The sequence below is a fragment of the Paenibacillus sp. PL2-23 genome (genome assembly GCF_040834005.1).
Classification (GTDB): Bacteria; Bacillota; Bacilli; order Paenibacillales; family Paenibacillaceae; genus Pristimantibacillus.
In genome coordinates, this window is the sequence record NZ_CP162129.1 from 2,720,740 (window position 1) to 2,745,299 (window position 24,560).

The 24,560-nt window shown below is 55.1% G+C and carries 26 protein-coding genes; 25 read left to right on the forward strand and 1 reads right to left on the reverse strand.

What is annotated here, in order from left to right; genetic code table 11:
- Nucleotides 1–5: 5 nt before the first annotated feature.
- The 4 genes from qcrB to AB1S56_RS11730 all read left to right on the forward strand — a co-directional run bounded on the left by qcrB (nucleotide 6) and on the right by AB1S56_RS11730 (nucleotide 3,182).
- Complete coding sequence (gene qcrB / locus AB1S56_RS11715; protein ID WP_340867605.1) at nucleotides 6–677, forward strand: menaquinol-cytochrome c reductase cytochrome b subunit; 672 nt, start codon at nucleotides 6–8, stop codon at nucleotides 675–677.
- An 18-nt stretch (nucleotides 678–695) separates the two neighbouring features.
- A complete protein-coding gene (locus AB1S56_RS11720) occupies nucleotides 696–1,559 on the forward strand; it encodes a c-type cytochrome (protein WP_340867604.1) in 864 nt (287 codons plus the stop codon).
- A 71-nt stretch (nucleotides 1,560–1,630) separates the two neighbouring features.
- A complete protein-coding gene (locus AB1S56_RS11725) occupies nucleotides 1,631–2,266 on the forward strand; it encodes a DUF1405 domain-containing protein (protein ID WP_340867603.1) in 636 nt (211 codons plus the stop codon).
- A gap of 43 nt (nucleotides 2,267–2,309) precedes the next feature.
- Complete coding sequence (locus AB1S56_RS11730) at nucleotides 2,310–3,182, forward strand: sporulation protein YpjB (RefSeq protein ID WP_340867600.1); 873 nt, start codon at nucleotides 2,310–2,312, stop codon at nucleotides 3,180–3,182.
- A gap of 11 nt (nucleotides 3,183–3,193) precedes the next feature.
- Here AB1S56_RS11730 and AB1S56_RS11735 read toward each other — a convergent pair whose 3' ends face one another.
- Entirely contained in the window at nucleotides 3,194–4,063 is an 870-nt protein-coding gene (locus AB1S56_RS11735) for a YitT family protein (protein ID WP_340867999.1), read from the reverse strand.
- A 128-nt stretch (nucleotides 4,064–4,191) separates the two neighbouring features.
- On the opposite strand from AB1S56_RS11735, the gene AB1S56_RS11740 reads away from it, so the two are divergent.
- From AB1S56_RS11740 to AB1S56_RS11840, 21 genes are all read left to right on the forward strand, one after another.
- Entirely contained in the window at nucleotides 4,192–4,527 is a 336-nt protein-coding gene (locus AB1S56_RS11740) for a nucleotide pyrophosphohydrolase (RefSeq protein WP_340867998.1), read from the forward strand.
- A gap of 53 nt (nucleotides 4,528–4,580) precedes the next feature.
- On the forward strand, nucleotides 4,581–5,114 hold the full coding sequence (locus tag AB1S56_RS11745; protein ID WP_340867598.1) for a tetratricopeptide repeat protein: 534 nt from the start codon (nucleotides 4,581–4,583) through the stop codon (nucleotides 5,112–5,114).
- Nucleotides 5,115–5,132: 18 nt separating this feature from the next.
- Nucleotides 5,133–5,936 carry a 4-hydroxy-tetrahydrodipicolinate reductase gene (gene dapB / locus AB1S56_RS11750; RefSeq protein WP_340867596.1) on the forward strand — a complete coding sequence of 268 codons (804 nt, stop codon included), beginning with the start codon at nucleotides 5,133–5,135 and terminating at the stop codon, nucleotides 5,934–5,936.
- 39 nt (nucleotides 5,937–5,975) lie between these two features.
- Entirely contained in the window at nucleotides 5,976–6,398 is a 423-nt protein-coding gene (mgsA, locus tag AB1S56_RS11755; protein ID WP_340867594.1) for a methylglyoxal synthase, read from the forward strand.
- On the forward strand, nucleotides 6,398–7,093 hold the full coding sequence (gene bshB1 / locus AB1S56_RS11760; protein ID WP_340867593.1) for a bacillithiol biosynthesis deacetylase BshB1: 696 nt from the start codon (nucleotides 6,398–6,400) through the stop codon (nucleotides 7,091–7,093). Before mgsA ends, bshB1 begins: the two co-directional genes overlap by 1 nt.
- Before the next feature lie 55 nt (nucleotides 7,094–7,148).
- Complete coding sequence (gene bshA, locus AB1S56_RS11765) at nucleotides 7,149–8,321, forward strand: N-acetyl-alpha-D-glucosaminyl L-malate synthase BshA (protein WP_340867592.1); 1,173 nt, start codon at nucleotides 7,149–7,151, stop codon at nucleotides 8,319–8,321.
- A gap of 6 nt (nucleotides 8,322–8,327) precedes the next feature.
- Nucleotides 8,328–9,647 carry a CCA tRNA nucleotidyltransferase gene (locus tag AB1S56_RS11770; RefSeq protein WP_340867591.1) on the forward strand — a complete coding sequence of 440 codons (1,320 nt, stop codon included), beginning with the start codon at nucleotides 8,328–8,330 and terminating at the stop codon, nucleotides 9,645–9,647.
- Nucleotides 9,637–10,620, forward strand: coding sequence for a biotin--[acetyl-CoA-carboxylase] ligase (locus AB1S56_RS11775; RefSeq protein ID WP_340867590.1), 984 nt, complete (start codon nucleotides 9,637–9,639; stop codon nucleotides 10,618–10,620). The genes AB1S56_RS11770 and AB1S56_RS11775 overlap by 11 nt, the downstream gene beginning before the upstream one ends.
- A gap of 333 nt (nucleotides 10,621–10,953) precedes the next feature.
- Complete coding sequence (gene panB / locus AB1S56_RS11780) at nucleotides 10,954–11,859, forward strand: 3-methyl-2-oxobutanoate hydroxymethyltransferase (protein WP_340867589.1); 906 nt, start codon at nucleotides 10,954–10,956, stop codon at nucleotides 11,857–11,859.
- Nucleotides 11,856–12,740 carry a pantoate--beta-alanine ligase gene (panC, locus tag AB1S56_RS11785; protein WP_340867588.1) on the forward strand — a complete coding sequence of 295 codons (885 nt, stop codon included), beginning with the start codon at nucleotides 11,856–11,858 and terminating at the stop codon, nucleotides 12,738–12,740. Before panB ends, panC begins: the two co-directional genes overlap by 4 nt.
- On the forward strand, nucleotides 12,733–13,116 hold the full coding sequence (gene panD / locus AB1S56_RS11790; RefSeq protein ID WP_340867587.1) for an aspartate 1-decarboxylase: 384 nt from the start codon (nucleotides 12,733–12,735) through the stop codon (nucleotides 13,114–13,116). The genes panC and panD overlap by 8 nt, the downstream gene beginning before the upstream one ends.
- A gap of 120 nt (nucleotides 13,117–13,236) precedes the next feature.
- Nucleotides 13,237–14,001 (forward strand): tetratricopeptide repeat protein, encoded by a 765-nt coding sequence (locus AB1S56_RS11795; protein WP_340867585.1) that lies wholly within the window; start codon nucleotides 13,237–13,239, stop codon nucleotides 13,999–14,001.
- 15 nt (nucleotides 14,002–14,016) lie between these two features.
- Complete coding sequence (gene dinG / locus AB1S56_RS11800; RefSeq protein ID WP_340867584.1) at nucleotides 14,017–16,911, forward strand: ATP-dependent DNA helicase DinG; 2,895 nt, start codon at nucleotides 14,017–14,019, stop codon at nucleotides 16,909–16,911.
- Between the two features lie 6 nt (nucleotides 16,912–16,917).
- On the forward strand, nucleotides 16,918–17,580 hold the full coding sequence (locus AB1S56_RS11805) for a redox-sensing transcriptional repressor Rex (protein WP_340867583.1): 663 nt from the start codon (nucleotides 16,918–16,920) through the stop codon (nucleotides 17,578–17,580).
- A complete protein-coding gene (locus AB1S56_RS11810) occupies nucleotides 17,561–18,868 on the forward strand; it encodes an amidohydrolase (RefSeq protein ID WP_340867582.1) in 1,308 nt (435 codons plus the stop codon). Before AB1S56_RS11805 ends, AB1S56_RS11810 begins: the two co-directional genes overlap by 20 nt.
- Nucleotides 18,868–19,419, forward strand: coding sequence for a hypothetical protein (locus AB1S56_RS11815; RefSeq protein WP_340867581.1), 552 nt, complete (start codon nucleotides 18,868–18,870; stop codon nucleotides 19,417–19,419). The genes AB1S56_RS11810 and AB1S56_RS11815 overlap by 1 nt, the downstream gene beginning before the upstream one ends.
- A gap of 118 nt (nucleotides 19,420–19,537) precedes the next feature.
- Entirely contained in the window at nucleotides 19,538–20,077 is a 540-nt protein-coding gene (locus AB1S56_RS11820) for a hypothetical protein (RefSeq protein ID WP_340867580.1), read from the forward strand.
- Entirely contained in the window at nucleotides 20,070–21,563 is a 1,494-nt protein-coding gene (locus tag AB1S56_RS11825) for an AAA family ATPase (RefSeq protein ID WP_340867579.1), read from the forward strand. The genes AB1S56_RS11820 and AB1S56_RS11825 overlap by 8 nt, the downstream gene beginning before the upstream one ends.
- Nucleotides 21,564–21,671: 108 nt before the next feature.
- On the forward strand, nucleotides 21,672–22,544 hold the full coding sequence (locus AB1S56_RS11830; protein WP_340867578.1) for a 3-hydroxyacyl-CoA dehydrogenase NAD-binding domain-containing protein: 873 nt from the start codon (nucleotides 21,672–21,674) through the stop codon (nucleotides 22,542–22,544).
- The gene (locus tag AB1S56_RS11835) at nucleotides 22,541–23,746 is read left to right on the forward strand and encodes an acetate kinase (protein ID WP_340867577.1); all 1,206 of its coding nucleotides are present in this window, start codon (nucleotides 22,541–22,543) and stop codon (nucleotides 23,744–23,746) included. The genes AB1S56_RS11830 and AB1S56_RS11835 overlap by 4 nt, the downstream gene beginning before the upstream one ends.
- A gap of 60 nt (nucleotides 23,747–23,806) precedes the next feature.
- On the forward strand, nucleotides 23,807–24,505 hold the full coding sequence (locus AB1S56_RS11840) for a DnaD domain protein (RefSeq protein ID WP_340867575.1): 699 nt from the start codon (nucleotides 23,807–23,809) through the stop codon (nucleotides 24,503–24,505).
- The last annotated feature ends 55 nt before the right edge of the window (nucleotides 24,506–24,560 follow it).

Consider the following 24,560-nt stretch of genomic DNA (forward strand, 5'->3'; position numbering starts at 1 on the left):
GCCAGATGTTTAAAACTGTTTACAACTGGATCGACGAACGTCTTGACATTACGCCGCTTTGGAGAGATGTGGCGGATCACGAGGTGCCAGAGCACGTTAACCCGGCTCATCACTTCTCCGCATTCGTCTATTGCTTCGGTGGCTTGACGTTTTTTATTACGGTCATCCAAATTCTGTCGGGCATGTTCCTGACGATGTATTATGTGCCGGATATTATCAACGCTTACGCGAGCGTCGATTTCCTGCAGCATCAAGTAGCGTTCGGCCAGATCGTGCGCGGCATGCATCACTTCGGCGCCAGCTTGGTCATCGTTATGATGTTCCTACATACTCTGCGCGTATTTTTCACGGGCTCCTACAAGGCGCCTCGCGAGATGAACTGGGTTGTCGGAATGCTCATTTTCTTCATTATGTTAGGCCTCGGCTTCACAGGCTACCTGCTTCCTTGGGACAATAAAGCGTATTACGCGACGAAGGTCGGCGTAGAAATCGCGGCATCCGTTCCTTACATTGGAAGCTATATCGCTGACTTCCTGTACGGCGGCGATATCGTAGGCGCACAGACGCTGACTCGCTTCTTCGCGATTCACGTGTTCTTCCTGCCAGGCGCGTTAATCGCCATGCTGGCGGCGCATTTCCTGATGATCCGCAGACAAGGCATTTCGGGACCACTTTAATCGAAGGGAGGCATATATATGGCTCATGGTCATAATTCGAACGAGAAGGTCGTCTTCGTCGGCGACACCCGCGTGAAGAAGGGCAAGGGCTTCCAGACGCCCCCGGACTACACGTCGTTCCCGGGCAAATCGGAAGCCTTCATCCCGAACTTCCTGCTCAAGGAATGGATGGTCGGCTGTGTTGTGTTAGTCGGCTTCCTGGTATGGGTTATTGCGGAACCGCCGCCGCTGGGCTATCCGGCGGATCCTACTAACGCGGCATTTATTCCGATGCCTGACTGGTACTTCTTGTTCCTGTATCAATTCCTGAAATATCCATACGTTTCACAGGATTATATTCTGCTTGGAACACTGGGCATACCGGGCGTCATGTTCGGTGCACTTATGCTGGCGCCATTCCTGGACACTGGCAAGGAGCGCCGCTTCTACCGTCGTCCAATCGCTTCATCGCTTATGTTTGTTACACTCGCGGCTTGTGTGTACTTGACAGTCGTTTCTTGGGATCACTACCAGCACATGCTGGAGAAGAACGGACAAATCCCAGAGCATCATGAGCGCTCAGATCGTGTAAGAGAGGCCATTGAGAATGGCGAGGAGCGTCCTAACTTCCTGAAGAAGGAAGAAGCGGCCGCTATTATTGAGCCGGATGATCCCATCATGGGCATTGTGGAAGCACAATGTATCGGCTGTCACGCAGCTGACTTGAACGGCGGTATGGGTCCAGCATTGCTGGGCGTAGGCAACCGTCTGACCAAGGAAGAAATTGCTGATACCATTATGAATGGCCGGAACAATGGGGCGATGCCTGCTTACAAGGATTCATTGTCCTCGGAGGAGATTGACCAGCTTGCTGTGTGGCTCTCCAAGCAAACACAGGAATAACTCATGTATAGCTTAAGAAACCTGATCGTACTTATACGGTCAGGTTTTTTTTCAAAGGAGGGGGTGGGAGAGTGGGCCTGCAGCTGTTTTTTAGCCGAAGCTTTCTGTTGAACCGCCAATTTTTGTGGCTGCTGTTTATCGTCAACCTGTTGGGTACAATATATGGATATATTTGGTATGACAATCAGCTGTACTGGACGGCTGAGCATAAGCCGGCTTGGATGCTTCCCTTTGTGCCGGATTCGCCAACCGCAAGCTTGTTTTTTACAGCGGCATTGCTGTATTTGCTGTATCCCATTGCCAAGCCGTCTAGATTGGCTGCCGCTGGACGATTGCTGATTGAAGCGTTAGCGGTTGTATGCTCGGTGAAATACGGGATATGGGCGGTCGCAATGATCGTATGGGGCGCTGCTCGCGGGGATGTCCTGGATTGGCAGCATTATATGCTGATCGGCTCGCATCTCGCAATGGCGATTGAGGCGCTTCTTTATGTGCGATTTATGAAAGCAGGCCCTGGAGCTCTCGTTGCTGCCTTGGGCTGGCTGCTGCTTAACGACACGATGGACTATACAGCGGGCATCTATCCATGGCTGCCTCGCGAGCTGGATCAAGAGCTTGGCAGCATCCGTATTTTCACTTATTGGCTGTCAGTCGCGAGCTTTATCGCACCGCTGCTTGTGATTAAGAGGTTTAGAAAACAAGAATAACTATGGACATCCCCTCATAAGGTTAGATTATGGGGGGATGTCCATGAAAGCGCGTTTTGTAATACCGCTAATCGTATTCCTGTTCATGGCGGCAGGGTCGGCGGGGGTAGTGTGGGGAAGCGCGACCCCAGCCATCATGTATCAGGAGCTATTAGCGGACAGTCCATATCGTCAGCTGTACAAGCTGGACCAATCCGCTGCGGCTTTATATACGGCGTCACACGCCAACAATCGCCAAGCGGCTTACGCGGAGCTGCAGAAGCTGAAGCTTCTGCTTGAGGATGAGATGCTGCAGAGCTACGGCACGCCGCAAGGCTGGTCCGCCGCTCGACAGGATGCGTTGGCGTTGGAACGCAAGCTGATGAGTGAGCATCCTCACTCTATGTGGCTGGAGCATGCCGTCAGACTACGCCTGGGGGCGGACGCGCTTATAGGCGGGGATGGCGCGTTATGGCTGCAATATGAAGGCCTGCTGAAGGAGGACGTGCTTGCCGTGCGCCAGGCATGGAAGCGATCCAACGATAACGGCGCTGCTGCCGCGCGTGCGTTGCTTGCCGGCATGTCGGCTCACGCGAGCCGGATTGAAGCTGCGGCTTTGTTCGCAGGAGATACGACCCGGATGAATGAGCTCATGCATCGCATCGAATATTCCGAGCGTTTGCTGCAAGCCTCAGAGGGGGGGGCAGGGAGTGCCTATTCCCAGCGGATTGAACAATCCTTGGATGGCATCCAAGCGGCTGTTGACGGCATATTCGTTCATTATGAGGATGCGTTAGCCATTCCGAACGCGAGCGTATCAGCCCTTGGCCACCCATTGCAATGGTCGCTGCTGCTTGGCACGATTATATCCGCCGTGCTGACCTGGACCGGCTGGCGTAAGTACAAGCACAGTCCATTCGGGGTCAAGAAGCTCTAGAGGGGATGCCTTCACTCCTCCTTAAAGCCTTCGCCAAGCACGTCATGCACTTCATTGATAACGATAAACGCCTTGGGGTCGATATTGCGTACGATGCCTTTGAGACGGCGGGTTTCCGCTCGTCCCACGACGCAATATACGACCTCTTTGTGCTGCCCGGAGAATGCGCCCTTGGCAGGCATCAGCGTGACGCCTCGCTCCAGCTCCTTCGTAATGCTCAAGGCAATTTCCTGGCCGTGATCGGTAATGACCGAAAACGCTTTGGCGGAGTAGGCGCCATCTTGAATAAAATCGATAATCTTCGATGCGACAAAAACGACAACAAGCGTATACAGCACCTTCTCAAGCGAAATATACAGGAGCGATACGCCGATAATGATAGCATCAAAGCCCAGGATGACCTGGCCCATGCTGTAGCCGCGCCACCGGGACACAATACGGGCAATGATATCAATTCCGCCGGTCGTGCCGCCATATCGGAAGACGATACCGAGACCAGCGCCAAGCGTGACGCCTGCGTACAACGCTACCAGCATAACGTCGCCCGGCATCGTAATTCGCTCCAGGAGTCCACGGCGGATCAAACTCTCCATCAGCGCCAGGAATACCGACAGCGAGACGGTCCCCAGTATGGTATAAAACATCTGAAATCGGCCAAGCGCACGCCAGCCCAGGAGAAATATCGGGATGTTCAGAAGAAGTGTGGTGACGGACAGGGGCCAGCCCGCTGCGTAATTAAGCAGAACGCCAATCCCTGTCACGCCGCCCTCCATCAGCTGATAAGGGATAACAAAGCATTGCAGCCCGAAGGCGTAAATGGCGGTGCCGATCAGGATAGGGATAATAAGTCTGAGCTGGATGAGCATGCGTTTCACAATGATACTTCCTCTCGTGTTATGTAGGTGCCATATCTATTATGGCTTATTTGGCGCTATCAAAAAACATTGATTTTCATAATCCCAATACGGTAACATATGAAAGTGTAGCGAATAATGGAAGGAAGCGTATGATGCAAGAGAAATCCCTGGCACAAATACAGCGCGAGGTCGATGAATACATCGCCCAGTTCAAAGAAGGCTACTTCAGTCCGCTTGCGCTAATGGCGCGGATGTCCGAGGAAGTGGGAGAGCTGGCGCGCGAGGTGAATCATTATTACGGCGAGAAGCCGAAAAAAGCGGATGAAGCTGAAAATACGGTGGAGATGGAGCTTGGCGACATCTTATTCATATTGTCGTGCTTCGCCAATTCGCTCGGCATCGATTTGACGGAAGCGCATAACAAGGTCATGCATAAGTTCAATACGCGTGACGCCAATCGCTGGACACGGAAAAACGGCGAACTGTAAGCAAGCCCCCTACATATGCTGTACCATTACCCCTGTACAAGGAGGATGGACAGATGGATGGGGATACCTGCATCAGGAAGGCGTATGAATATATTTTTCACAGCGATTTCGAAGAGGCTATTTATTGGTTCGAGCAGGCGATCGCCGCAGAGCCCGGCAATGCCGCCTATCATCATAAATGTGCGATATCCTGCGCCAGAAGCGGCAAATGGACCAAAGCCAAAATTTATGCCGATATGGCGGAGAAGCTGGACCCCGGCAACGAGGAATACCGTTTTCATTCACAAAGCATTCAAGCCAGACTTCTTCTGGCTGAGGTGAATGGGCTGCTCGCGGATACGACGCCCAATATGAAGGAAGCGGCTGAACGGCTGCGGCTGGCGGTATCGCTGGATCCATTGAGCTTTGATTCTTATTATACGCTTGCTGTCGTCTGCCAATCCGATGGACTTCTGGATGAGGCGATGGAGCATGCGAGAGAAGCGCTGCGGCTGGATCCCAATCATTCGGCAGCTCGCAGATTGTTTGCGGACATAAGCCGCAAACGGAGAATGCAGCGGATTCGTTCGACGATGAGAAGAAAATAACGACAAGGGGAACTGCAGATGGCGGATACAATTAGAGTGGCGGTTATCGGCGCGGCCGGTAGAATGGGCAAGGAAGTAGTCAAAATGGTGCTCGAGGATGAGTCCTTGCAGCTTGTCGCTGCAGTAAGTCCATCCTCGGGGCCGGTGGACGCGGGCGTGTTTGCAGGCAAGCCCCATACAGGCGTAACGGTAAGCGCAACGCTGGAGGAAGCGCTCAGCAGCGCCAAAGCGGATGTGCTGGTTGACTTTACTGTGCCTCAAGCGGCATATGTCAACACGCGTACGAGCATCGAATATGGCGTTCGTCCCATTATTGGAACAACGGGGTTTACGCCGGAGCAGATCGTGGAGCTGGACGAGCTGTGCAAGAGCAAAGGCATTGGCGGCCTGATCGCGCCAAACTTCTCGATTGGCGCCATATTGATGATGAAATTTGCGGCTGAGGCATCCAAATATATGCCGCATGTCGAAATTATTGAATATCACGGCGATCAGAAGCTGGATGCGCCATCCGGCACGTCAATCAAAACCGCAGAGCTGATCTCCCAGGTTCGCCGGGAGCTGAAGCAGGGCAATCCTATGGAGGAAGAGGTCATTGAAGGAGCGCGCGGCGGTTATTACAACGGGTTCCGGATACATAGCGTCAGGCTGCCAGGCGTATTCGCTCAGCAGGAGGTCGTGTTCGGCGGATACGGACAGACGCTCAAAATTCGCCACGATTCCTATGATCGCGCCGGCTATATGCCGGGCGTCAATGTCGCGGTGAAGAAGGTTATGACGTATACCGGCATGATTTACGGGTTTGAGCATATTATGGATTAGCCCAAGCGGCATCATTTGACAGCGGGAGAGGGGAACGGCATGCTGAACATTGCATTTATCGCGCATGATCGCAAGAAGGATGAAATGGTGAATTTCGTAATCGCTTATGAACATGTATTCGTCCCGCACAAGCTTTATTCAACGGGCACAACCGGCACGCGGATTATGGAGCAGACTGACCTGGAGATCCATCGCTTTATGTCTGGCCCACTGGGCGGCGACCAGCAGATCGGCGCGCTGGTGGCGGAGAATCTGATGGATTTAATTATATTCCTGCGCGATCCCCTAATGGCTCAGCCACACGAGCCGGATATCATCGCGCTGCTTCGTCTGTGCGATGTGCAGGGCATTCCTGTCGCCACTAACATCGCTACGGCTGAGGTGCTGGTCAAAGCCGTGGAGCGAGGCGACTTTGCGTGGCGGGAGCTTGTGCACAAGTACAAGCCTGGGATGGACGAGTAATGGAGAAGCTTGATATATTGGTGTTCGGCGCGCATGCGGACGACGCCGAGATCGGCATGGGCGGCACGATCGCCAAACATACGTCGGCGGGATATCGGGTAGGCATCTGCGATTTAACGGAAGCGGAGATGTCCTCTAACGGCACCGTGGAGCTGAGGCGGCAGGAAGCCGCCCAAGCCTCCGCGGTGCTTGGTCTATATGCAAGAACAAATCTTGGCCTGCCGGACAGGGGCTTACAGCCAAGCCGCGAGCAGATCGAAGCGGTTGTCGCCGAAATTCGGCGCTGGCAGCCCAGATACGTGTTCGCTCCATATTGGGTGGATCGGCATCCGGACCATATCGCTTGCAGCAAGCTGATCGAAGAAGCGGTCTTCAACGCGAAGCTTCGTCAATATATGCCGGATACGCCCCCCGCGCAGGTGGAGCAGCTATTCTATTATTATATTAACGACATGGAGCAGGTCTCGCTCCTTGTGGATGTCACTTCAGCTTACGAGGCCAAGCGCGCAGCGCTGAGGGCTTACCGTTCGCAGTTCGACCGTTCGGCGACCGGAGATTCCGTGGAGACGCCGCTGACGAACGGCTACCTGGAGCGGGTGGAGGCAAGGGATTATTTGCTCGGGCAAAGCAGGGGCTGGTCTTACGCCGAAGGCTTCGCCATTAAGAAGCCTCATCAAGTCACCTTCTTCGAATGATTCTGACGATATACAAGCGTAGAGAAATACCGAACGAGTGGGAGGTGCGGCCTTCATGGCTCGCAAATTGAAGATCGGCATTACGTGTTACCCGACGCTGGGCGGCTCGGGAGTTGTAGCGACGGAGCTTGGCAAGCTGCTGGCGGAAAAGGGGCACGAAATTCATTTTATAACGCATAGTATTCCTTTCCGATTAGGAAAGTTTCATAAGAATATATTTTTTCACGAGGTTGAGGTTAATGAATATTACGTTTTCCGCTTCCCGCCGTATGATCTCTCACTAGCGAGCAAGATGGCGCAAGTGGCCAAAATGCAGCAGCTGGACATTCTTCACGTGCATTACGCGATTCCGCACGCCGTCTGCGCCTATCTGGCCAAGCAAATGATCGGAGACGGGCTGAAGACGGTCACAACGCTGCATGGCACTGATATTACAGTACTGGCCCAAGACGAGTCGCTTAAGGATCTGATTCGTCTTGCGATCCATCAGAGCGACGCGGTAACCGCGGTTTCCAACGATCTGATTGCGGAAACTAGGAGTCTGCTGGATATTATGTCGCCTATCGATCTCACCTATAATTTCGTTGACAAACGAGTTTATTATCCAAGAGATGTTACTTCGCTGCGGGCGGATTTTGCATTGCCGGAAGAGAAGATATTGATGCATATATCCAACTTCCGTCCCGTGAAGCGGGTTGGCGATGTCATCGATGTGTTCGCCAAGGTATGCAAGGACGTGCCATCCAAGCTGCTGCTCGTTGGCGAAGGGCCGGAGCTCTCCAAGATGCAGTGCCGAATTCGAAATATGGGGCTTGAGGACAGGGTGCACTTCCTGGGCAAGCAGGAGGACGTCGCGCATGTGATCTCGCTCGCCGATGTTATGCTGTTGCCTTCCGAGAAGGAAAGCTTTGGCCTGGTCGCTCTGGAGGCGATGGCCTGCGGCGTGCCGACAATCGGGTCCAATGCCGGGGGCATACCCGAGCTGGTCACTCATGGTGAGACCGGCTTCCTGTCTCCAATCGGGGATGTGGAGGAGATGGCTGCCCATGCTATCCGGCTGCTGAAGGACGAAGCGCTTATGGCCGGGGTGAAGGAAGCGTGTCTACACCGGGCAAGACATGAATTTTGTAATGATGTTATCACGGCGCAATATGAGTCGATTTATTACAGAGTGCTGGGCATAGACGCCATAGACGAGGAAATGAAGGTTTCTGTATGTGAGGGGTGAGGCCAGATGCGGCTTCGTTTGAGGGACGAAATGATTGCGGCGCTGCCCATAATGGAGACGCTGGAGGAAGCGGGACATGAAGCGGTGTTCGTGGGCGGAGCTGTTCGCGACGCCGTGCTTGGCTTGCCTATTCAGGATGTCGATATTGCCACGTCGGCGACGCCGGAGGAAACGCTGGCGCTGTTCCCCAAATGTATCCCAACCGGTCTTCAGCATGGCACAGTGACGGTCGTGCAGCATGGCATGACGTATGAGGTGACGACCTATCGCGCAGAAGCGGCATATGTGGGGCACCGCAAGCCATCGGAAGTGGTGTTCATCAAGGGGCTGGACGAGGACCTGCTGCGGCGCGACTTTACAATGAACGCCATGGCCATCCAGCTAAGCGGCGAGCTATACGATCCCTGTGGCGGCGAAGGCGATCTGCGAGCGTCCAGACTGCGCTGCGTAGGCGATCCCAGCTTGCGCTTCCAGGAGGACGCCCTGCGGATGATCAGAGCGGTCCGATTCCTTGGCGCGTATCGTCTCGCCCCTGTCCCGTCCCTCTGGCGCTCCTTGAAGAGACACGCCGCTCTGCTGCGCCATGTTGCGATGGAGCGAGTGCAGGCCGAGCTGGACAAGATGCTAGGCAGCGACGTGCCGGAGCGGGCGCTCATTTGGCTTGCTGCCAGCGGCCTGCTGTCCCATTGGAAGGAGCCGCTTCCGGGGAGCGCTCTGAGCAAGATGAACCAAGCAATGGAAGAATGGAAGGGAAGCGCTGGCGATGAGCTTCAACTGACGGATATGGCCCAGCTTCCTGTCAAGGACGAGCGGTGGGCTGCTGTATTCCTGTCGCTGGCTTTCACTGGCGAGGAGGCTGGCAGCGTGATGAGCCAGCTTCGGTTCTCGAACAAACGAAGCATGTTCATAAGCGCGGTCATTGACTGCCATGAGCGTATGATAGATAGGGGCCAGCCGACGCGGAATGACGTCGCGCCGCTCAAGAGGGCGTGGACGGAAGTCGTCCTGACTGCAGGCGAGTCTGCCGCCAGGAGCTGGCTGCGCATTGCACGGACGCTGCCCCATAACCAGGGAAGGCTCACCCAGCCCTCTGCAGCGCTGCTGGCCTCATGGCTGGAGGATATGCCTGCCAAGACGCTGAAGGAGCTGGCGGTCGGGGGCGCTGAGGTGCTGCAGCGATTAAATCGACCTGCAGGCCCTTGGCTCAGCAAGACGCTAAGCCGGCTACTGCTGGCCGCAGCGTCAGGTGAAACGGCCAATGAGAAGGACAAGCTGCTCGCATGGGCCGAAAATTGGAATGAAGAGGATCGAAGCGATGAGCATTGATGCGCTGTTACAGCTGTTCGAAAGACATAAGGACCAATACGTATCCGGCGGCATGATGAGCCAGGAGCTCGGCGTCAGCCGGACCGCTGTATGGAAGCAGATCAAGAAGCTGGAGGGGGCCGGTTATGAGTTTGAGGCGTCCACCAAGCTTGGTTATAGGCTGGTATTCGCTCCGGAAGCGATAGATGAAGCTGCTTGGAGCAGCGCCATTCGCGCCAAGAGGTTCGGCAGCACTCTCGTTGTCCGCGAGCAGGTGAAATCCACACAGGATGTGGCCCGAGAGCTGGCGGAGAACGGCGCGCAGGAAGGAGCTCTGGTGCTGGCGGAGGAGCAGCTTGGCGGTCGCGGACGTATGGGCAGGGGCTGGGTATCCCCACAGGGCAAAGGCTTGTGGATGAGCATGGTGCTTCGACCTGAGGTGCCTATCCATTGCGCGCCGCAGCTGACACTGCTGACGGCGGTTGCGTTATGCAGAAGTCTGCGAAGAGAGACGGAGCTTGAGATCGGCATCAAATGGCCTAATGATCTGCTTGTTAACGGCAAAAAAATAAGCGGCATCTTGCTGGAATCCGCCGCCGAGGACGAGCGTCTGAAATATATAATAGCGGGCGTTGGCGTGAGCGTTAATCTATCCGCGTCGGATTATCCCGAGGAGCTGCTGGAGAAGGCGACCTCGCTGCGCATTGAGGGAGGACGAGCCTTCAGCCGGCAAGCGTTGCTGGCCGCGTTCCTGCTGGAGTGGGAGACGCTGTACGACCTGTTCCTGCAGGAGGGCTTTGGTCCCATCGCGACACTATGGGAGTCGCTGTCGGTCACGCTTGGCCGCAGAGCTAGGCTGATTACGCCTCAGGGCGAGCTGCACGGCATTCCGGTCGGTCTGGAGGAGAGCGGGGCGATTCGTGTGCTGCAGGATAACGGCTCGTATGCTTCCATCTTCTCTGCGGAGATGGGGGAGCCGCGTGCCTCCACATAACGCCCCTGGTGAAGCGCCGCGGGGGACATCTCTTGCGGCAAATCGCCTCTGGTCCCGCGCCATTTACGAATGCTGGCTTTTTTGCTACACTACAACTATCAGGCGGTATTCCCGTGGAAGCTGCACTGATGGCCCAAGCCGTTCTGTAAGATAACGTTTGGCGTTGCACACTCTGCTCTGAGCCGTAGGTGGACCGAGACAGAAGGAGCGACACCCTGTGTCCTTTTTCTTCGGGAACCTTTTTAGCAGCGGCTAAAAGGTTTTTTTGTGTTTACACTAGGACTGTTGGAGCTGGAGAGCGTGACGCACAATACTCCGAAGGAGATGAAGCGGATGAGGAAACGACTGACGATCAACAGCCTGGGGAAGATGAAGCAGGATCGCAACGCGATTTCCGTGCTGACGGCGTACGATTACCCGTCGGCTAAGCTTGCCGAAGAAGCAGGTATTGATGTTATTCTGGTGGGGGATTCGCTCGGCAATGTCGTGCTTGGCTACGAGACGACCATCCCCGTCACGATTGAGGATATCGTATATCACACGCGAGCGGTTGCCCGCGCGGCGACTAGCACGTTTATTGTAGCGGATATGCCATTTATGACCTATGGCGCAAGCAGGGAGGCGACGCTGCACAACGCCGCCAAAATCATGCAGCAAGGCGGTGCCCAGGCGGTGAAGCTGGAGGGCGGCGCTGAAATTGCGGACGATGTGAAAGCGCTGGTGCAGGCGGGTATTCCCGTTATGGGCCACATCGGCTTAACCCCGCAGTCCGTTCACCAGCTGGGCGGCTATAAGGTGCAGGGCAAGCTGGAGCCAGAGGTTCAGAGGCTGCTGGAGGACGCGCTGGCGCTCCAGGAAGCCGGCGCCTTCGCCATTGTTCTGGAGCTGGTGACGGAGCCTGTGGCTGAGGCAGTCAGCCAGAAGCTGTCCATTCCAACGATTGGGATCGGAGCCGGCAGGGGCTGCGACGGACAAGTGCTTGTCTATCATGATTTGCTCCAATACGCTTCACCATACTTTGAGAAAAAATTCGTGAAAGCATACGCCGATATCGGAACCACCATTCGAGGCGCTATTGAATCTTATGTCAACGATGTGAAAACGGGACAGTTCCCGGCCGAGGAGCATGCCTTCCAGCCACAAACGGTGAATTCGGCAGTCGGCACAAGCCGGCTGTACGGCTCCGGGGGACCGGGCAGCGATGACCCGGCTGCCAAGAATGGAGCGTCCGTACAATGAAGATTTGCCGTACAATCGCAGGCCTGAAGCAGCAGCTTGGAGAGCTGAGGCAAGAGGGCAAAACCATCGGCTTTGTTCCCACAATGGGCTTCCTGCACGAGGGCCACGCCAGCTTGATGCGCCAGGCCAAAGAGCAAAATGAAGCTGCGGTGCTTAGCATCTTCGTCAATCCGACCCAATTTGGTCCGAACGAGGATTTTGACCGGTATCCCCGGGACGAGGAGCGCGACTTGGAGCTTGCAGAGCAGAACGGGATGGATCTTGTGTTCCTCCCATCCGTGGAGGAGATGTATCCCAGAAAGCCTCTGACCAGCGTTCTCGTTAGCGGCGTTACGACAAGGCTCTGCGGCGCCTCCCGCCCAGGGCACTTCGACGGCGTAGGGCTTATTGTCAGCAAGCTGTTTCATATCGTCCAGCCCGATCGCGCTTACTTCGGCATGAAGGACGCGCAGCAGGTGGCCGTCATCACTCAGCTTGTCGAGGATTTGAACTTCAATGTAGACGTTGTGCCATGTCCAACGGTTCGGGAGCCGGACGGGCTTGCGCTCAGCTCGCGGAATGTATACTTATCCGCCCAGCAGCGTTCGCAGGCGGTCGTCTTATCGCAGTCGCTTCAATTAGCGAAGGAATGGATCCCCCAGCCTGGCATGACGGCCGGGGAGCTAGTGGAACGGGTGAAGAACCATATCCGCGGCGCAAGCGGCGCAGCAATTGATTATGTCGAGCTGTTAAGGTTCCCTTCGCTGGAGGAGCTCTCGGCTGATGCTGCTATCAATGAGCTGCCATACACCGTGATTCTTGCTCTGGCCGTCAAGTTCGGCAACACCCGATTGATCGACAACAGCCTGTATGAACCCATCGGAGGTGTAGACCATGTTTAGAACAATGATGAAGTCGAAGCTGCACAGGGCTACGGTGACGGAAGCCAATTTGAATTATGTAGGCAGCATTACAATAGACGAGGATCTGATGGATGCCGCCGATCTTCTGGAGAACGAGAAGGTACAGATCGTCAACAACAACAACGGCGCGAGGTTCGAAACCTACGTGATTACGGGAGCCCGAGGCTCCGGCGTCATCTGCTTGAACGGAGCCGCCGCTAGGCTTGTTCAGCCAGGCGATCAGGTCATTATTATTTCTTATGCCATGCTGTCGAATGAGGAAGCCAAGCAGCATAAACCGATCATTACGATTCTGGACAGCAGCAACAAGCCAGTTAAGCTGCTTGCCGAGGAGCTGCACGCTACGATTATGTAACACCAGCGCTAAAGAAACATCCCTGTCTTATGTAACGAATGGGATGCCGTATGAAAAGCCGTCTGCAAACAAAAAATGACCGTATCACTCCTTAATCAAAAGCGAAGGCGGGGATGCGGCATGTTTCAGCATATGTTCACTTCGATGAACGAGATGCTTGACGGGATTACGGAGCAATTCCCACAAGCAAGCGATCAGGAGCGACAATTGTATCTGCAGCAAATCGGCGAGCTGAAAAAAATGAGCGACATGTTTATCGAGCAGTGGCTGGAGTTCGAGGAGAAGGTTGCGGACTTCCAGGATCGATTTGGCGATTTGGGATGCCCTTCTGCGGCTGCGGCGAAGCCGAGCGAAGCCAGCAGCCTGTCTGCCGCATCATCTCAGCAGCAGGCGGAGCCAATGGCCGTGGACGCTGCTCCTCCAAAGATAATTCATGAAAAATCTTCTTGCAGCATGGCGGATTTAACGATTCCGGAGGAAGCTGCGGCGCTTATTAATCAGGGTCAAGGCTATTATAAATTATTTATGTTCTCCCGCGCCGCGGAATTGTTCCAGACGGTCATCGCTATTGCGCCTGAATGCAATTTGGCCAGATTGTTTCTAGGCATGAGCCAGATGCACATGCAAAATTGGCAGGAAGCCAAACGCCACTTTCAGCTGCTGATTCAATTGTCGGACTTCCCGAAATGGCTCGCTTTGGGCTATAATGCCCTTGGGTGCATTCACGCTGTGCACATGAATATGGCGCAGGCGGAGAAGCTGTTCCGCAAAGCCTACGAGGTATACCCCAGCTTCACGGATTCCTTGAACAACCTGAAGTGTTGTCAGGAAACGCCGGGGCAATTATCGTTATATTTTGGAAGCACGGAGCTGTGCTGCTTGTGAGAGGAACGGAAATCAATGAAATTTGCCGTGTTGGATTTGGAGACGACGGGACATGGGGCAGAGGACGATATTCTGCAGGTTGGCGCCGTCATCGTCAATGAACAATTGGATATAGTGGAGACATACAGCTCCTTCGTGAAGCCAACGGTTCCAATCCCTGCATTCATTACGGGCCTGACTGGCATTACAGAGGAGACGGTGAAGGATGCTCCAGAGCTGAGCGACGTTCTCCTGGAGCTCATCCCGCTGCTCGACGACGCGGTGTTGGTCGCTCATAATGTAGGCTTTGACGCCGGCTTTCTGAATCAGGCGCTGGATCGCTGCGGCTATATGGCGTTTACGGGCCGCAGATTGGATACGGTAGAGCTGCTTCGTATCATGTATCCTTCCATTACCACTTATCAGCTCGGCGCGGTCGCCGAGCAATTCGGCATCGGCGAGCATCGGCACCATCAGGCCGACAGCGATGCGATGGCTACCGCACTTATATTTATTCAAATGACACAGAAGCTCCGCTCTATGCCGCTGCTGACCGCGCAGCGGCTCTCTGCGTTAATTGATGAAGGCAAGGATCTGCACTGGTACTTGAAGCAGAATGAAGCCTGGATCGAGCAAAGCACGGTATTTGAATCCGCCGAATATGATTATTACCGACAGTTCGCCCTGAAGGCGAAGGAGTGGAGCGACGAAAAACCACCAAGGCAGGATGGGGTCCGCAACCCTTTGGAGGGTGTTTCGTTCGAGCAATATTTGAGCGGCATCAAGGAAAAATTTCAAGGGAAATTCCAGCAATACGAGGAACGGGAATCACAGAGCGCCATGTTCAAGGAAGTGTATGAAGCACTGGCCAATGACAAGCATCTGCTTATTGAGGCGGGCACGGGTACAGGCAAGTCGCTAGGCTATTTGATTCCATCTCTGTATTACAGCGTCCAGACGGACAGCAAAATCGTGGTCAGCACCCATACCATCAATTTGCAGGAGCAGCTCAGGCAACGGGATTTGCCATTGCTGAGCGAGGTGCTTCCATTTCCCTTCAAGGCGTCTATCTTCAAGGGCCGGGGCAACTATCTATGCATGCGCAAGTTCGAGGGCAAGCTGAGCGCTCAGGATCTGGCGGCTCCAATCGAAGACCCTATTACTGCCGCGCAGATGGTGGTATGGCTGAGCGAGACAGAGACAGGGGATCAAGAGGAGCTGAACTTTGGTAATCGAGGGCCTGAATTTTGGGCAACGGTGGCGAGCGATGCCGATTCCTGTCTCAACCGGGCATGTCCTTGGTTCAAACGCTGTTATTATCATCGCGCCAAGCATGAATCCAATATAGCGGACGTCTGCATCACCAATCACTCCATGCTGTTCACGGATGTACAGGCCGATCACCGGCTTCTGCCCACTTACAGCCATCTTGTCATTGACGAGGCCCATCATGTGGAGGAGGTTGCGGGGAAGCATCTGGGATTAAATGTTCATTATTTCACATTAGTTCAGAATCTGCAGAGATTGTTCCGGGATAATCGCTCCGGTCTGTTGCCGAGCCTTCGATTGAAGCTGCAGCAGGAAGGCGACGACCATGCGCAGGCATGGGTGGAGACGATCGACACGGTCATTCCTATATTCCAGGAGATTAAGGAGCATTGGGACAAGCTGTTTGAGCTGCTGTACAGCTTCGCCGCAAACGCGTCGGACAGCATGAGCGAGGGCGGCTCTCTTGTTAAGCGCCTTCAATCCGGCGGACTGCCAAGCGAGTGGGAGGAGCTTCTAACTGTAGAGAATAACATCCACGTCGAGCTGTCCAGAGTGATCAAGACGATGGATAAGCTGATGAGCGATGCCAAGGACCGTGTGGAGGATAACGCCATTCAGGCCCAGCTGACGGATTTGAACGGAGCTATTCGGGATGTAACCCGGGTGAAGGATGAGCTGCGAACGATCATGAAGCTGGAGGACAGCCAGTTCGTCTATTGGATTGAGGCAAGCTCTGCCTATCGCCATCGGTCTACCGCGCTGTTCGGCGCCCCAGTTGATGTCAGCAGCCAGCTGCAGAAGTATTTTTTTGACGCAAAGGACAGCGTGATCCTTACCTCAGCCACCTTAACTGTGCAAAAAAGCTTCCAATATGCCGAAGAGCAGCTAGGCTTGACAGGCTACGAGCAGCAGGGCCGATTGCGAAATGTGCTGCTGCCGTCTCCATTCCGATACCGGGAGCAGGCGCTGGTCGTCATTCCCCGTGATTTCCCGGTGCTGAAGGGTGCCTCTGTCGATGAAGCGTATCTGGGACGTTTGGTTGCGTCGCTCGCCGAAGCAGCCGCCATGACCAAGGGACGCATGCTTGTGCTGTTCACGTCCTACAAGATGCTTAAGCAGGTGTATGATCCGCTTAAGGCTCAGCTGGACGCCGAGGGCATCGCTGTGCTGGGTCAGGGTATTGACAGCAGCAACCGAACGAAGCTGACAAGAAGATTCCTCCAGCAGCCCGAGACTGTGCTGCTCGGCACAAGCAGCTTCTGGGAGGGCGTCGATATCCCTGGTGAAGGCTTGATATGTCTGGCGATCGTGCGATTGCCGTTCCAGCCGCCGAATCATCCCTTAGTGGAAGCGAAGTCTGAGCTGCTGCAGCGTCAGAAGCAGAACCCATTCATGAAGCTGTCTATACCGCAAGCTGTTATACGGTTCAAGCAAGGCTTCGGCAGATTGGTCCGAACCGCCAGGGACAAGGGCATTGTCATTCTGTATGACACCCGTGTCATTGACACGTATTACGGCAAGCATTTTCTATATTCGCTGCCAGGACCGAAGATAGAGACGATGCACACGGATCAGATGGTGCCCCGAATGAAGCAATGGCTTTCGGATGAGGAAGGGACCCCGGAAGCCGATGCCGGCTCGATTCTTATGAAGAAGGAGTAGGTACCTATGAAGCAAGCCAAAATATCAGAAGCGGTCGTCAGGCGCCTGCCCATCTACCTGCAGGTGCTGAATGAGCTGCACAGCCGTGAAATACAGACGGTGTCCTCCCAGGAGCTGGGCGTCAAGCTGGACCTGAACCCGGCACAGATTCGGAAGGATCTGGCGTACTTCGGCGAGTTCGGCCGTAAAGGAATCGGGTACGACGTTATTTATTTGATCGAAAAAATCAGGCAGATTCTGAAGGTGAATCAGACGATCAAGGTTGCATTGGTAGGCGCCGGCAACTTAGGTCTAGCCCTCTGCAACTACAATAAATATGCCAAGGACAATATGAAAATTGCGGCGGTGTTCGATGTTCATCCCGACAAGGTTGGCACGCATATTAACCAGTTGATCGTTCAACCGATGAAGGAGCTGGCAAGTGTCGTGGAGAGCGAAAACATTCGCATCGGCATTATAACAGTACCGGCCCACGAGGCGCAAAATGTGGCCAACCAGTTTATCGCCGCAGGCGTGGAGGGCATCTTGAATTTCGCCCCCGCCATTCTCCGCGTGCCGGACGATGTCCGCATTCATAATGCAGATTTCACAAGAGAATTATTAAGCTTGGCCTATTATTTGAATCATGAAGATGGGGAAGGTGACACGGATGAGTCAGCTATGGATTGAGAACGGCCTGTTCGTCACAATGAATGATGACAGCCGCACGGTGCAGGGGCACATGGTCATTACAGACGACCGCATTACATATATCGGAGCCGAAGCGCCGAGAGTGGAGCAGCTTGCTCCCGATGCTCGGAAGCTGGACGGCAGCAGGCTTGCGTTCCTGCCGGGACTGGTGAATACGCATGGGCACGCGGCGATGTCTTTGCTGCGAGGCTATTCCGACGATCAGAACCTGCAGGTGTGGCTGGAGCAAAAGATGTGGCCGATGGAAGGCAGATACGTGGATGCGGATACAAGAGCAGGAAGCGCGCTGGCCATTGTGGAGATGCTGAGATCGGGAACTACCGCCTTCGTCGACATGTATGATCGTATGGATCAAGTCGCTGAAATGACGGAGCAGGGCGGTATCCGCGGCATTCTGACGCGGGGTGTCATCGGACTCTGCTCCGAGGAGGAGCAGAGTGCGAAGCTGCAGGACGCGCTGGACTTCGCCAAGGCTTGGCATGGCAAGGCGGACGGCCGGATTACGACGCTTCTGTCGCCTCACGCCCCATACACATGCCCGCCTGCTTATATTGAGAAATTTGTGCAAGCGGCGCACGATATGAATCTGCCTCTGCATACGCACATGTCGGAGACGCTGGCGGAGGTCGAACAAAATGTACGGGATTACGGTGTTCGTCCTGTCGAGCATCTGGATCGGTTAGGCTTCTTCTCCCGTCCCGCGCTGGTCGCACACGCCGTTCATCTGAACGATGACGAAATTGCTTTGCTGGCGGAGCGCGGCGTTTCGGTCTCGCACAACCCTGTCAGCAATTTGAAGCTGGCGAGCGGCATTGCGCGAGTGCCGGAGCTGCTGCGCGCAGGCGTCAAGGTCTCGCTGGGCACGGACAGCGCGGCAAGCAACAACAATTTGGACCTGTTCGAAGAAATACGCTTTGCTGCTCTGCTGCATAAGGGTGTATCCGGCGATCCTACTGTGGTGCCTGCCTGGGAGGCGCTGAAGCTGGGCACGACATATGGCGCACACGCAGTGTGGCAAGGGGAGACGTTCGGTATGCTGAAGGAAGGCTTCAAGGCGGACTTTATTGCGATCGATCTGGATCAGCCGCATATGTATCCCCTCACGGATATTGTCTCCCATCTCGTCTATGCGGCGAACGGGCGCGATGTCCGGCATGTATGGGTTGACGGCAGACAGGTTGTGAAGAACGGCGTGTGCACGCTGCTGGATGAGGAAAAAATTCGTTATGAGGCTGCCGCCAGCTACGAGCGGCTGCTTAATGGCTAATGCGGGCCATTGAAAAAAAACGCCCTCCGTTCATGACGCCGAAGCGCTGGATTCTGCTCATAAGCGCAAGCGCAGTGACTTTCCTGGTATGGTTCGGCTTGTATCTCCACGACATCCAGAGCCCGCTATGGGGCCTGGAGCGCAGCATGCGGCAGGCCGCCCTTCAGACGGGCGAGCTGTCAGAGGTCGACAAGCTGCATAAGCATGTATGGGAAGCTTCATCATGGATTGCGGAGGGCAGGGACGGCGCTGGGGCTGTACGGTATGTCTATCTGACCGGAGAAGGCGAACCGTTGTATACGATTGACGCTGACGATGTGCTCTCTGAGGAGGAGCTTCTCGCTCAGTTTCGTGAGGCGAATCGTAGCGCGGCTGGACTTGAGGTTGTTCGTGTACAGCCTGGCTTGTTCCGCGATTCCCCGGCATGGGAAGTGTATTACTCCTCACAGGATGGCGATCGACGTCGCTATTATTATCAATTTTATACGTTTGACCGTGAAGGTGACTTGATTGAATCCTTCACATTGCCTACGGGGACGGGACCACAATGATGGTCCCGTTTCCTGTTTTTACACCGCCCTAATGGTATACGAATGTGATATACTTTCGTATAGCAAATGATGTATGGATCTGATTGTGCCAACAATACGGTATGGGAGGGATTGCTTCATGAGAAAGCTTCGTATGCTGCCTATCGCCGTCACCGTGATTATATCCGCAGCTTCCCTGTTCGGGGGCTGGACCTTGTATAAGGAGGTTGCTGTAGCCTCGCCGTTAACCAAAACGCTGGAGGAGCTGCCAGGCGTTGTGGACGCGGGCAAGCCGAAGATCGGCCAGAGCAAGCTTGCCATAACGCTCCAGTTGTCCAAGGAGGCCGATCTGCAGGAGGTATACGCCTCCGCAAGCGAGCAGGCCGGCCAGTCCGCTAATGGGAAAGCGTTGGATATAAGCATTGTGACGGAGGAGGATCCGTTGCTTGAGGAAATATGGCAGTCGGCCCTGTTCGACATCGCGGAAGCGATGGAGACCAAAACGTATTCCGCTATCCCTGCTACGATGGAGAACGCGGTATCCGCTAGGGCGGGCGTGAGTGCAGAAACAGCGATGGATAATGCCCATGTCTATGTGACCCTCCGCAGCGAGAAGGGAGCCAAATTTATCGTCTTGCCGCGTACGCCAAATCAATTGGGGGTGTGGACGAATGCGTAAATACAGTCTGGAGCTGTTGATCGGATTTTTCCCTGTTCTGCTTCTGTTTCTGATCTATATGGGCGTTAACGTCTTGCCTTTTGTATTCCTTGCCGTTATTGCGGCAGCGGTGCTGTATACCGCTCAAGGCAGAGGAAAGCTGACGGCGCTGACGGGCGGGAAAAGCCGGAATGAAGTGAAGGCTGCACCCTTCAGCTTCGATCAGATTGGTGGACAGGAGCGGGCGAAGGAGGAGCTGGTCGAGGCGCTCGACTTCCTTGTGAAGCGCGATAAAATCGAGAAGCTCGGCATTCGTCCGCTGAAGGGCATACTGCTGGCCGGACCTCCCGGAACGGGCAAGACGCTGCTGGCGAAGGCTGCAGCGCATTATACGGATTCCATCTACTTGGCGGCCTCGGGCAGTGAGTTTGTGGAAATGTATGTGGGGGTAGGCGCCGGAAGGGTACGTGATTTGTTCAAGGAGGCGCGTACCAAAGCCAAGAAGGCCGGCAAAAGCAGCGCGGTTATTTTTATTGATGAAATTGAAGTGATCGGCGGGAAACGCGACGGCGGCCAGCACCGGGAATATGATCAGACGCTGAATCAGCTGCTGACAGAGATGGATGGCATACACGCCAACGAGTCGCCCCGCATTCTGCTCATTGCGGCGACCAACCGCAAGGAAATGCTTGACGGCGCGCTGCTTCGTCCCGGGCGCTTTGACCGCCATATCGGGGTAGAGCTGCCGGACAAGAAGGGCCGCCAGCATATTCTGAGCATTCATGCCGCCAATAAGCCTTTGGAGGATTCCGTCAGTCTGGAGCGACTGGCAGAGCAGACCTACAGCTTCTCTGGCGCCCAGCTGGAGTCGGTCATGAATGAAGCGGCGATCTACGCGATGCGGGAGGCTTGCGAGCTCATTGCGGAACGACACTTTCTAATGGCGATCGATAAGGTTATGCTTGGCGAGAAGACGGACCGCGAGACTTCGGAGGAGGAACGCCGCCGTGTTGCGCTTCATGAGCTGGGGCATGCCATTATGGCAGAGCTCGTTCGGCCGGGCAGCGTCTCCCAGGTGGCGCTGTCGCCTCGGGGCGGCGCGCTGGGCTATGTCAGACATCAGCCGCAGCAGGATCAATATTTGTACACCAAGCCGTTCCTGAACGGACAGATTCGGATCACGCTGGCTGGCGCGGCGGCGGAGGAGATGTTCTACGGCGATCGCAGCACGGGCTCACGAGGCGATTTCGATCAAGCGGTCAATATAGTGAAGACGCTTGTGGAATCCGGCTTAACCTCGCTTGGCATTATTCATGCCTCCATGATGACCCCGGAAAGCTGGGCGGCGATTACGAAGGAAGTGCTGGATGAACAGATGCTGGCTGCCAAGGCGCTGCTGGAGGAGCGGCGAGACATCTTCGCAGCAGCGCTGGAAACGCTGCTGAAGGAAGAAAGCTTGGACGGCGAGACGTTCCGCAGGCTGATGAGGAGCGGAGAGGCCGCATAAAACGGTTTCAATCTTAACAATTTGAAGGCGAACCTTGGGGTCGCCTTCTTTTTTTATTGAAAATCGTTATAATAAGAAGGAATCTACCTTGAGGGAGCTAGAAATGCAATGATCAAGAAAGTTGGAGTCATAGGCGGAGGCACGATGGGCCAAGGGATTGCGGAGATGTTAGCCGCCAAAGGCCTTGACGTCGTCATGCTTGAACGAACGCCTGAACGGCTTGCATATGCGATACAAATGATTGGAGTCACTCTGGACAAGCAGATCGAGAAGTGGGCGCTGACCGGCGCGGAGAAAAAGCTTATTTTGTCCAGAATTCATACAGCCTCTCTCTATACTGAGCTGGGCGACTGCGAGCTCATTATTGAGACTATTACCGAGGATATGGAGGCGAAGAAGGCTGTGTTCCGTCAGCTGGACGCCATCTGCGGAGCGTCGACGATTCTGGCCTCCAACACGTCAACGCTGAGCTTGACGGAGCTGGCTAGCGTCACCAGCGTGCCGAACCGGGTCATCGGTCTGCACTTTATATACCCTGTCTCCAAGATCGATCTGGTTGAAATTGTGCGGGGACTCAAAACGTCCGACGATACCTTTAACCGGATGAAGGAGTTCGTGGAGGAGGTTCTTGCGAAGAAGGGCGTCATGGTATTCGAATCCCCGGGCTTCGTCACGACTCGCCTGATCTGCCTCTTCATCAATGAAGCCTTGCATGTGCTGGAGGAGGGCGTCGCCACCGCGGAGGACATCGACCGCGCCATGAGAATTGGCTATTCGTTCCAGCATGGACCGTTCGAGATGGCGGACCGCTTCGGACTGGATGCCGTGCTGGCCGCCCTGGATCGCATGTTCCGGGAATATGGCGAGCTCAAATATCGGCCATCCATTGTGCTGAAGAAGATGGTGCGGGCCGGCCATCTGGGGGCGAAAACGGGCATTGGCTTTTTTGAATATGACAGAGATGGGGATCGGATTTCATGAAGGTGCTAGTCATTAACGCGGGGAGCTCCTCGCTCAAATATCAGCTGTACGACATGACGAACGAAAGCGTGCTCGCTAGCGGGCGCGTGGAGAGAATCGGCATGGATTCCTCCATCGTTACGCATGAGCCGGCGGACAAGCCGGAGGTGCGCGACGTCAGCGAAATATTGGATCATGTTACGGCGGTCAAGCGAGTGATCGATATGCTGACGCATGCGGAGCACGGCGTGCTGTCCGCCATGACGGAGATTGACGCAGTCGGACATCGCGTGGTGCACGGCGGCGAGGTGTTCAAGGGCTCGGTGCTTGTGACGCAGGAGGTCAAGCTGGAGATCAAGAGGCTGTTCGATCTTGCTCCGCTTCACAACCCGGCTCATATGATGGGCATTTCGGCGGTGGAAGCGAATATGCCGGGCGTGCCGCAGGTGGTGGTGTTTGATACCGCGTTCCATCAGACGATGCCGCCTGTTTCTTACCTGTACCCCATCCCTAAGGTGCTGTATCGCCGGCACAAGATCAGACGCTATGGCTTCCATGGCACGTCGCATTCCTATGTCAGCGATCATGCCGCTCAATGGCTGGGTGTGCCGCTGGAGTCGCTTAAGATGATCACCTGCCACATAGGGAACGGGGCCAGCTGCGCGGCCATTATGGACGGCAAGACCCTCGACACGAGCATGGGCATGACGCCGCTGGAGGGACTGATGATGGGCACGCGAAGCGGCGATATTGACCCCGCGATTGTTCCCTTCGTGATGAACAAGGAGGAGCTGTCGCTGAACGAGGTCAACTCCATGCTGAATAAGCATAGCGGCATGCTGGCGATCTCCGGCATCAGCAGCGATATGCGCGAGGTGACGGAGGCGATGGAGAACGGAGACGAAAACGCGAGGCTGGCGTTTGACATGTACACCTATCGTCTGAGAAAATATATAGGCTCCTACACAGCTGCGATGAACGGGCTGGACGTTCTGGTGTTCACGGCTGGCGTCGGTGAGAATGCGCCGGATGTGCGTCAGGCGGTTTGCGAGGGGCTCACCTTTTTCGGCGTTGAGCTTGATCTGGAGCTGAATGCGGTGCGAAGCAAGGCGGCAAGAGTCATCTCGAAGTCCGCGTCCAAAGTGAAGGTGCTGGTCGTGCCGACCAATGAGGAGCTGCTCATTGCTCGGGACACGTATACCATTGTAAGAGAAGCGAAATAATTGGACTGCCCGCCATGCCGGGCAGCTCTTTTTTGTTATACGCCTGGGGAGGGGAAAGATATGAGCGATGATATGTGGAAGGCTTATTCGCATGGCATGGCCGCAGCGACCGCGGAAGGAGGCGTACATATTCCCGCTTTGCTGCTGCAGAGCTATGGGAGTCTAGGCTTATCCGATTCCGAGGCGATGCTGCTGCTGCAAATCATGCTGTATGCGCATGCCGAGCGCAACGACTTTCCTACGCCTGAGCAGCTGGCAGGGCGAATGGGCGTGCAGGTTCGCACGATCGGCACGATGCTGGGCCGGCTCATGAAGGAAGGCTTCCTGACCATTGACGATTATATCGACGAGGTGACTGGACTGCAGGCCGAGCGATACAATTGGAGCGGCTGGCATATGAAGGCTGCCGAATGGCGGGCCGCAGAGAAGCGGCAGACGAAGAGGGCCGAGCGCCAGCCCGCCGCGGATGCGAAGAGAAGCATGTCGCCCGGCATGCCGGCGTCTGATCTGTTCTCGACGTTCGAGCAGGAATTTGGCCGGCTACTGTCGCCGTTTGAATGCGACATTCTCAGCAAGTGGCTCGAAGAGGACAAATATACGGAGGACATTATCTTGTTCGCCCTCAAGGAAGCTGTATTTGCCGGTAAGCTGAGCCTCAAATATATCGACCGCATCCTGTTCGAGTGGGGGAGAAACCGTGTGACAAGCGTGGAAGAAGCGAAAGCGCATGCGGGGAAATTTTACGGTGGCAAAACGTAAGTTGTATAACATAAAAGGGATGTCTCCAGGCGATTGGCCCGGGGACATCCCTTTT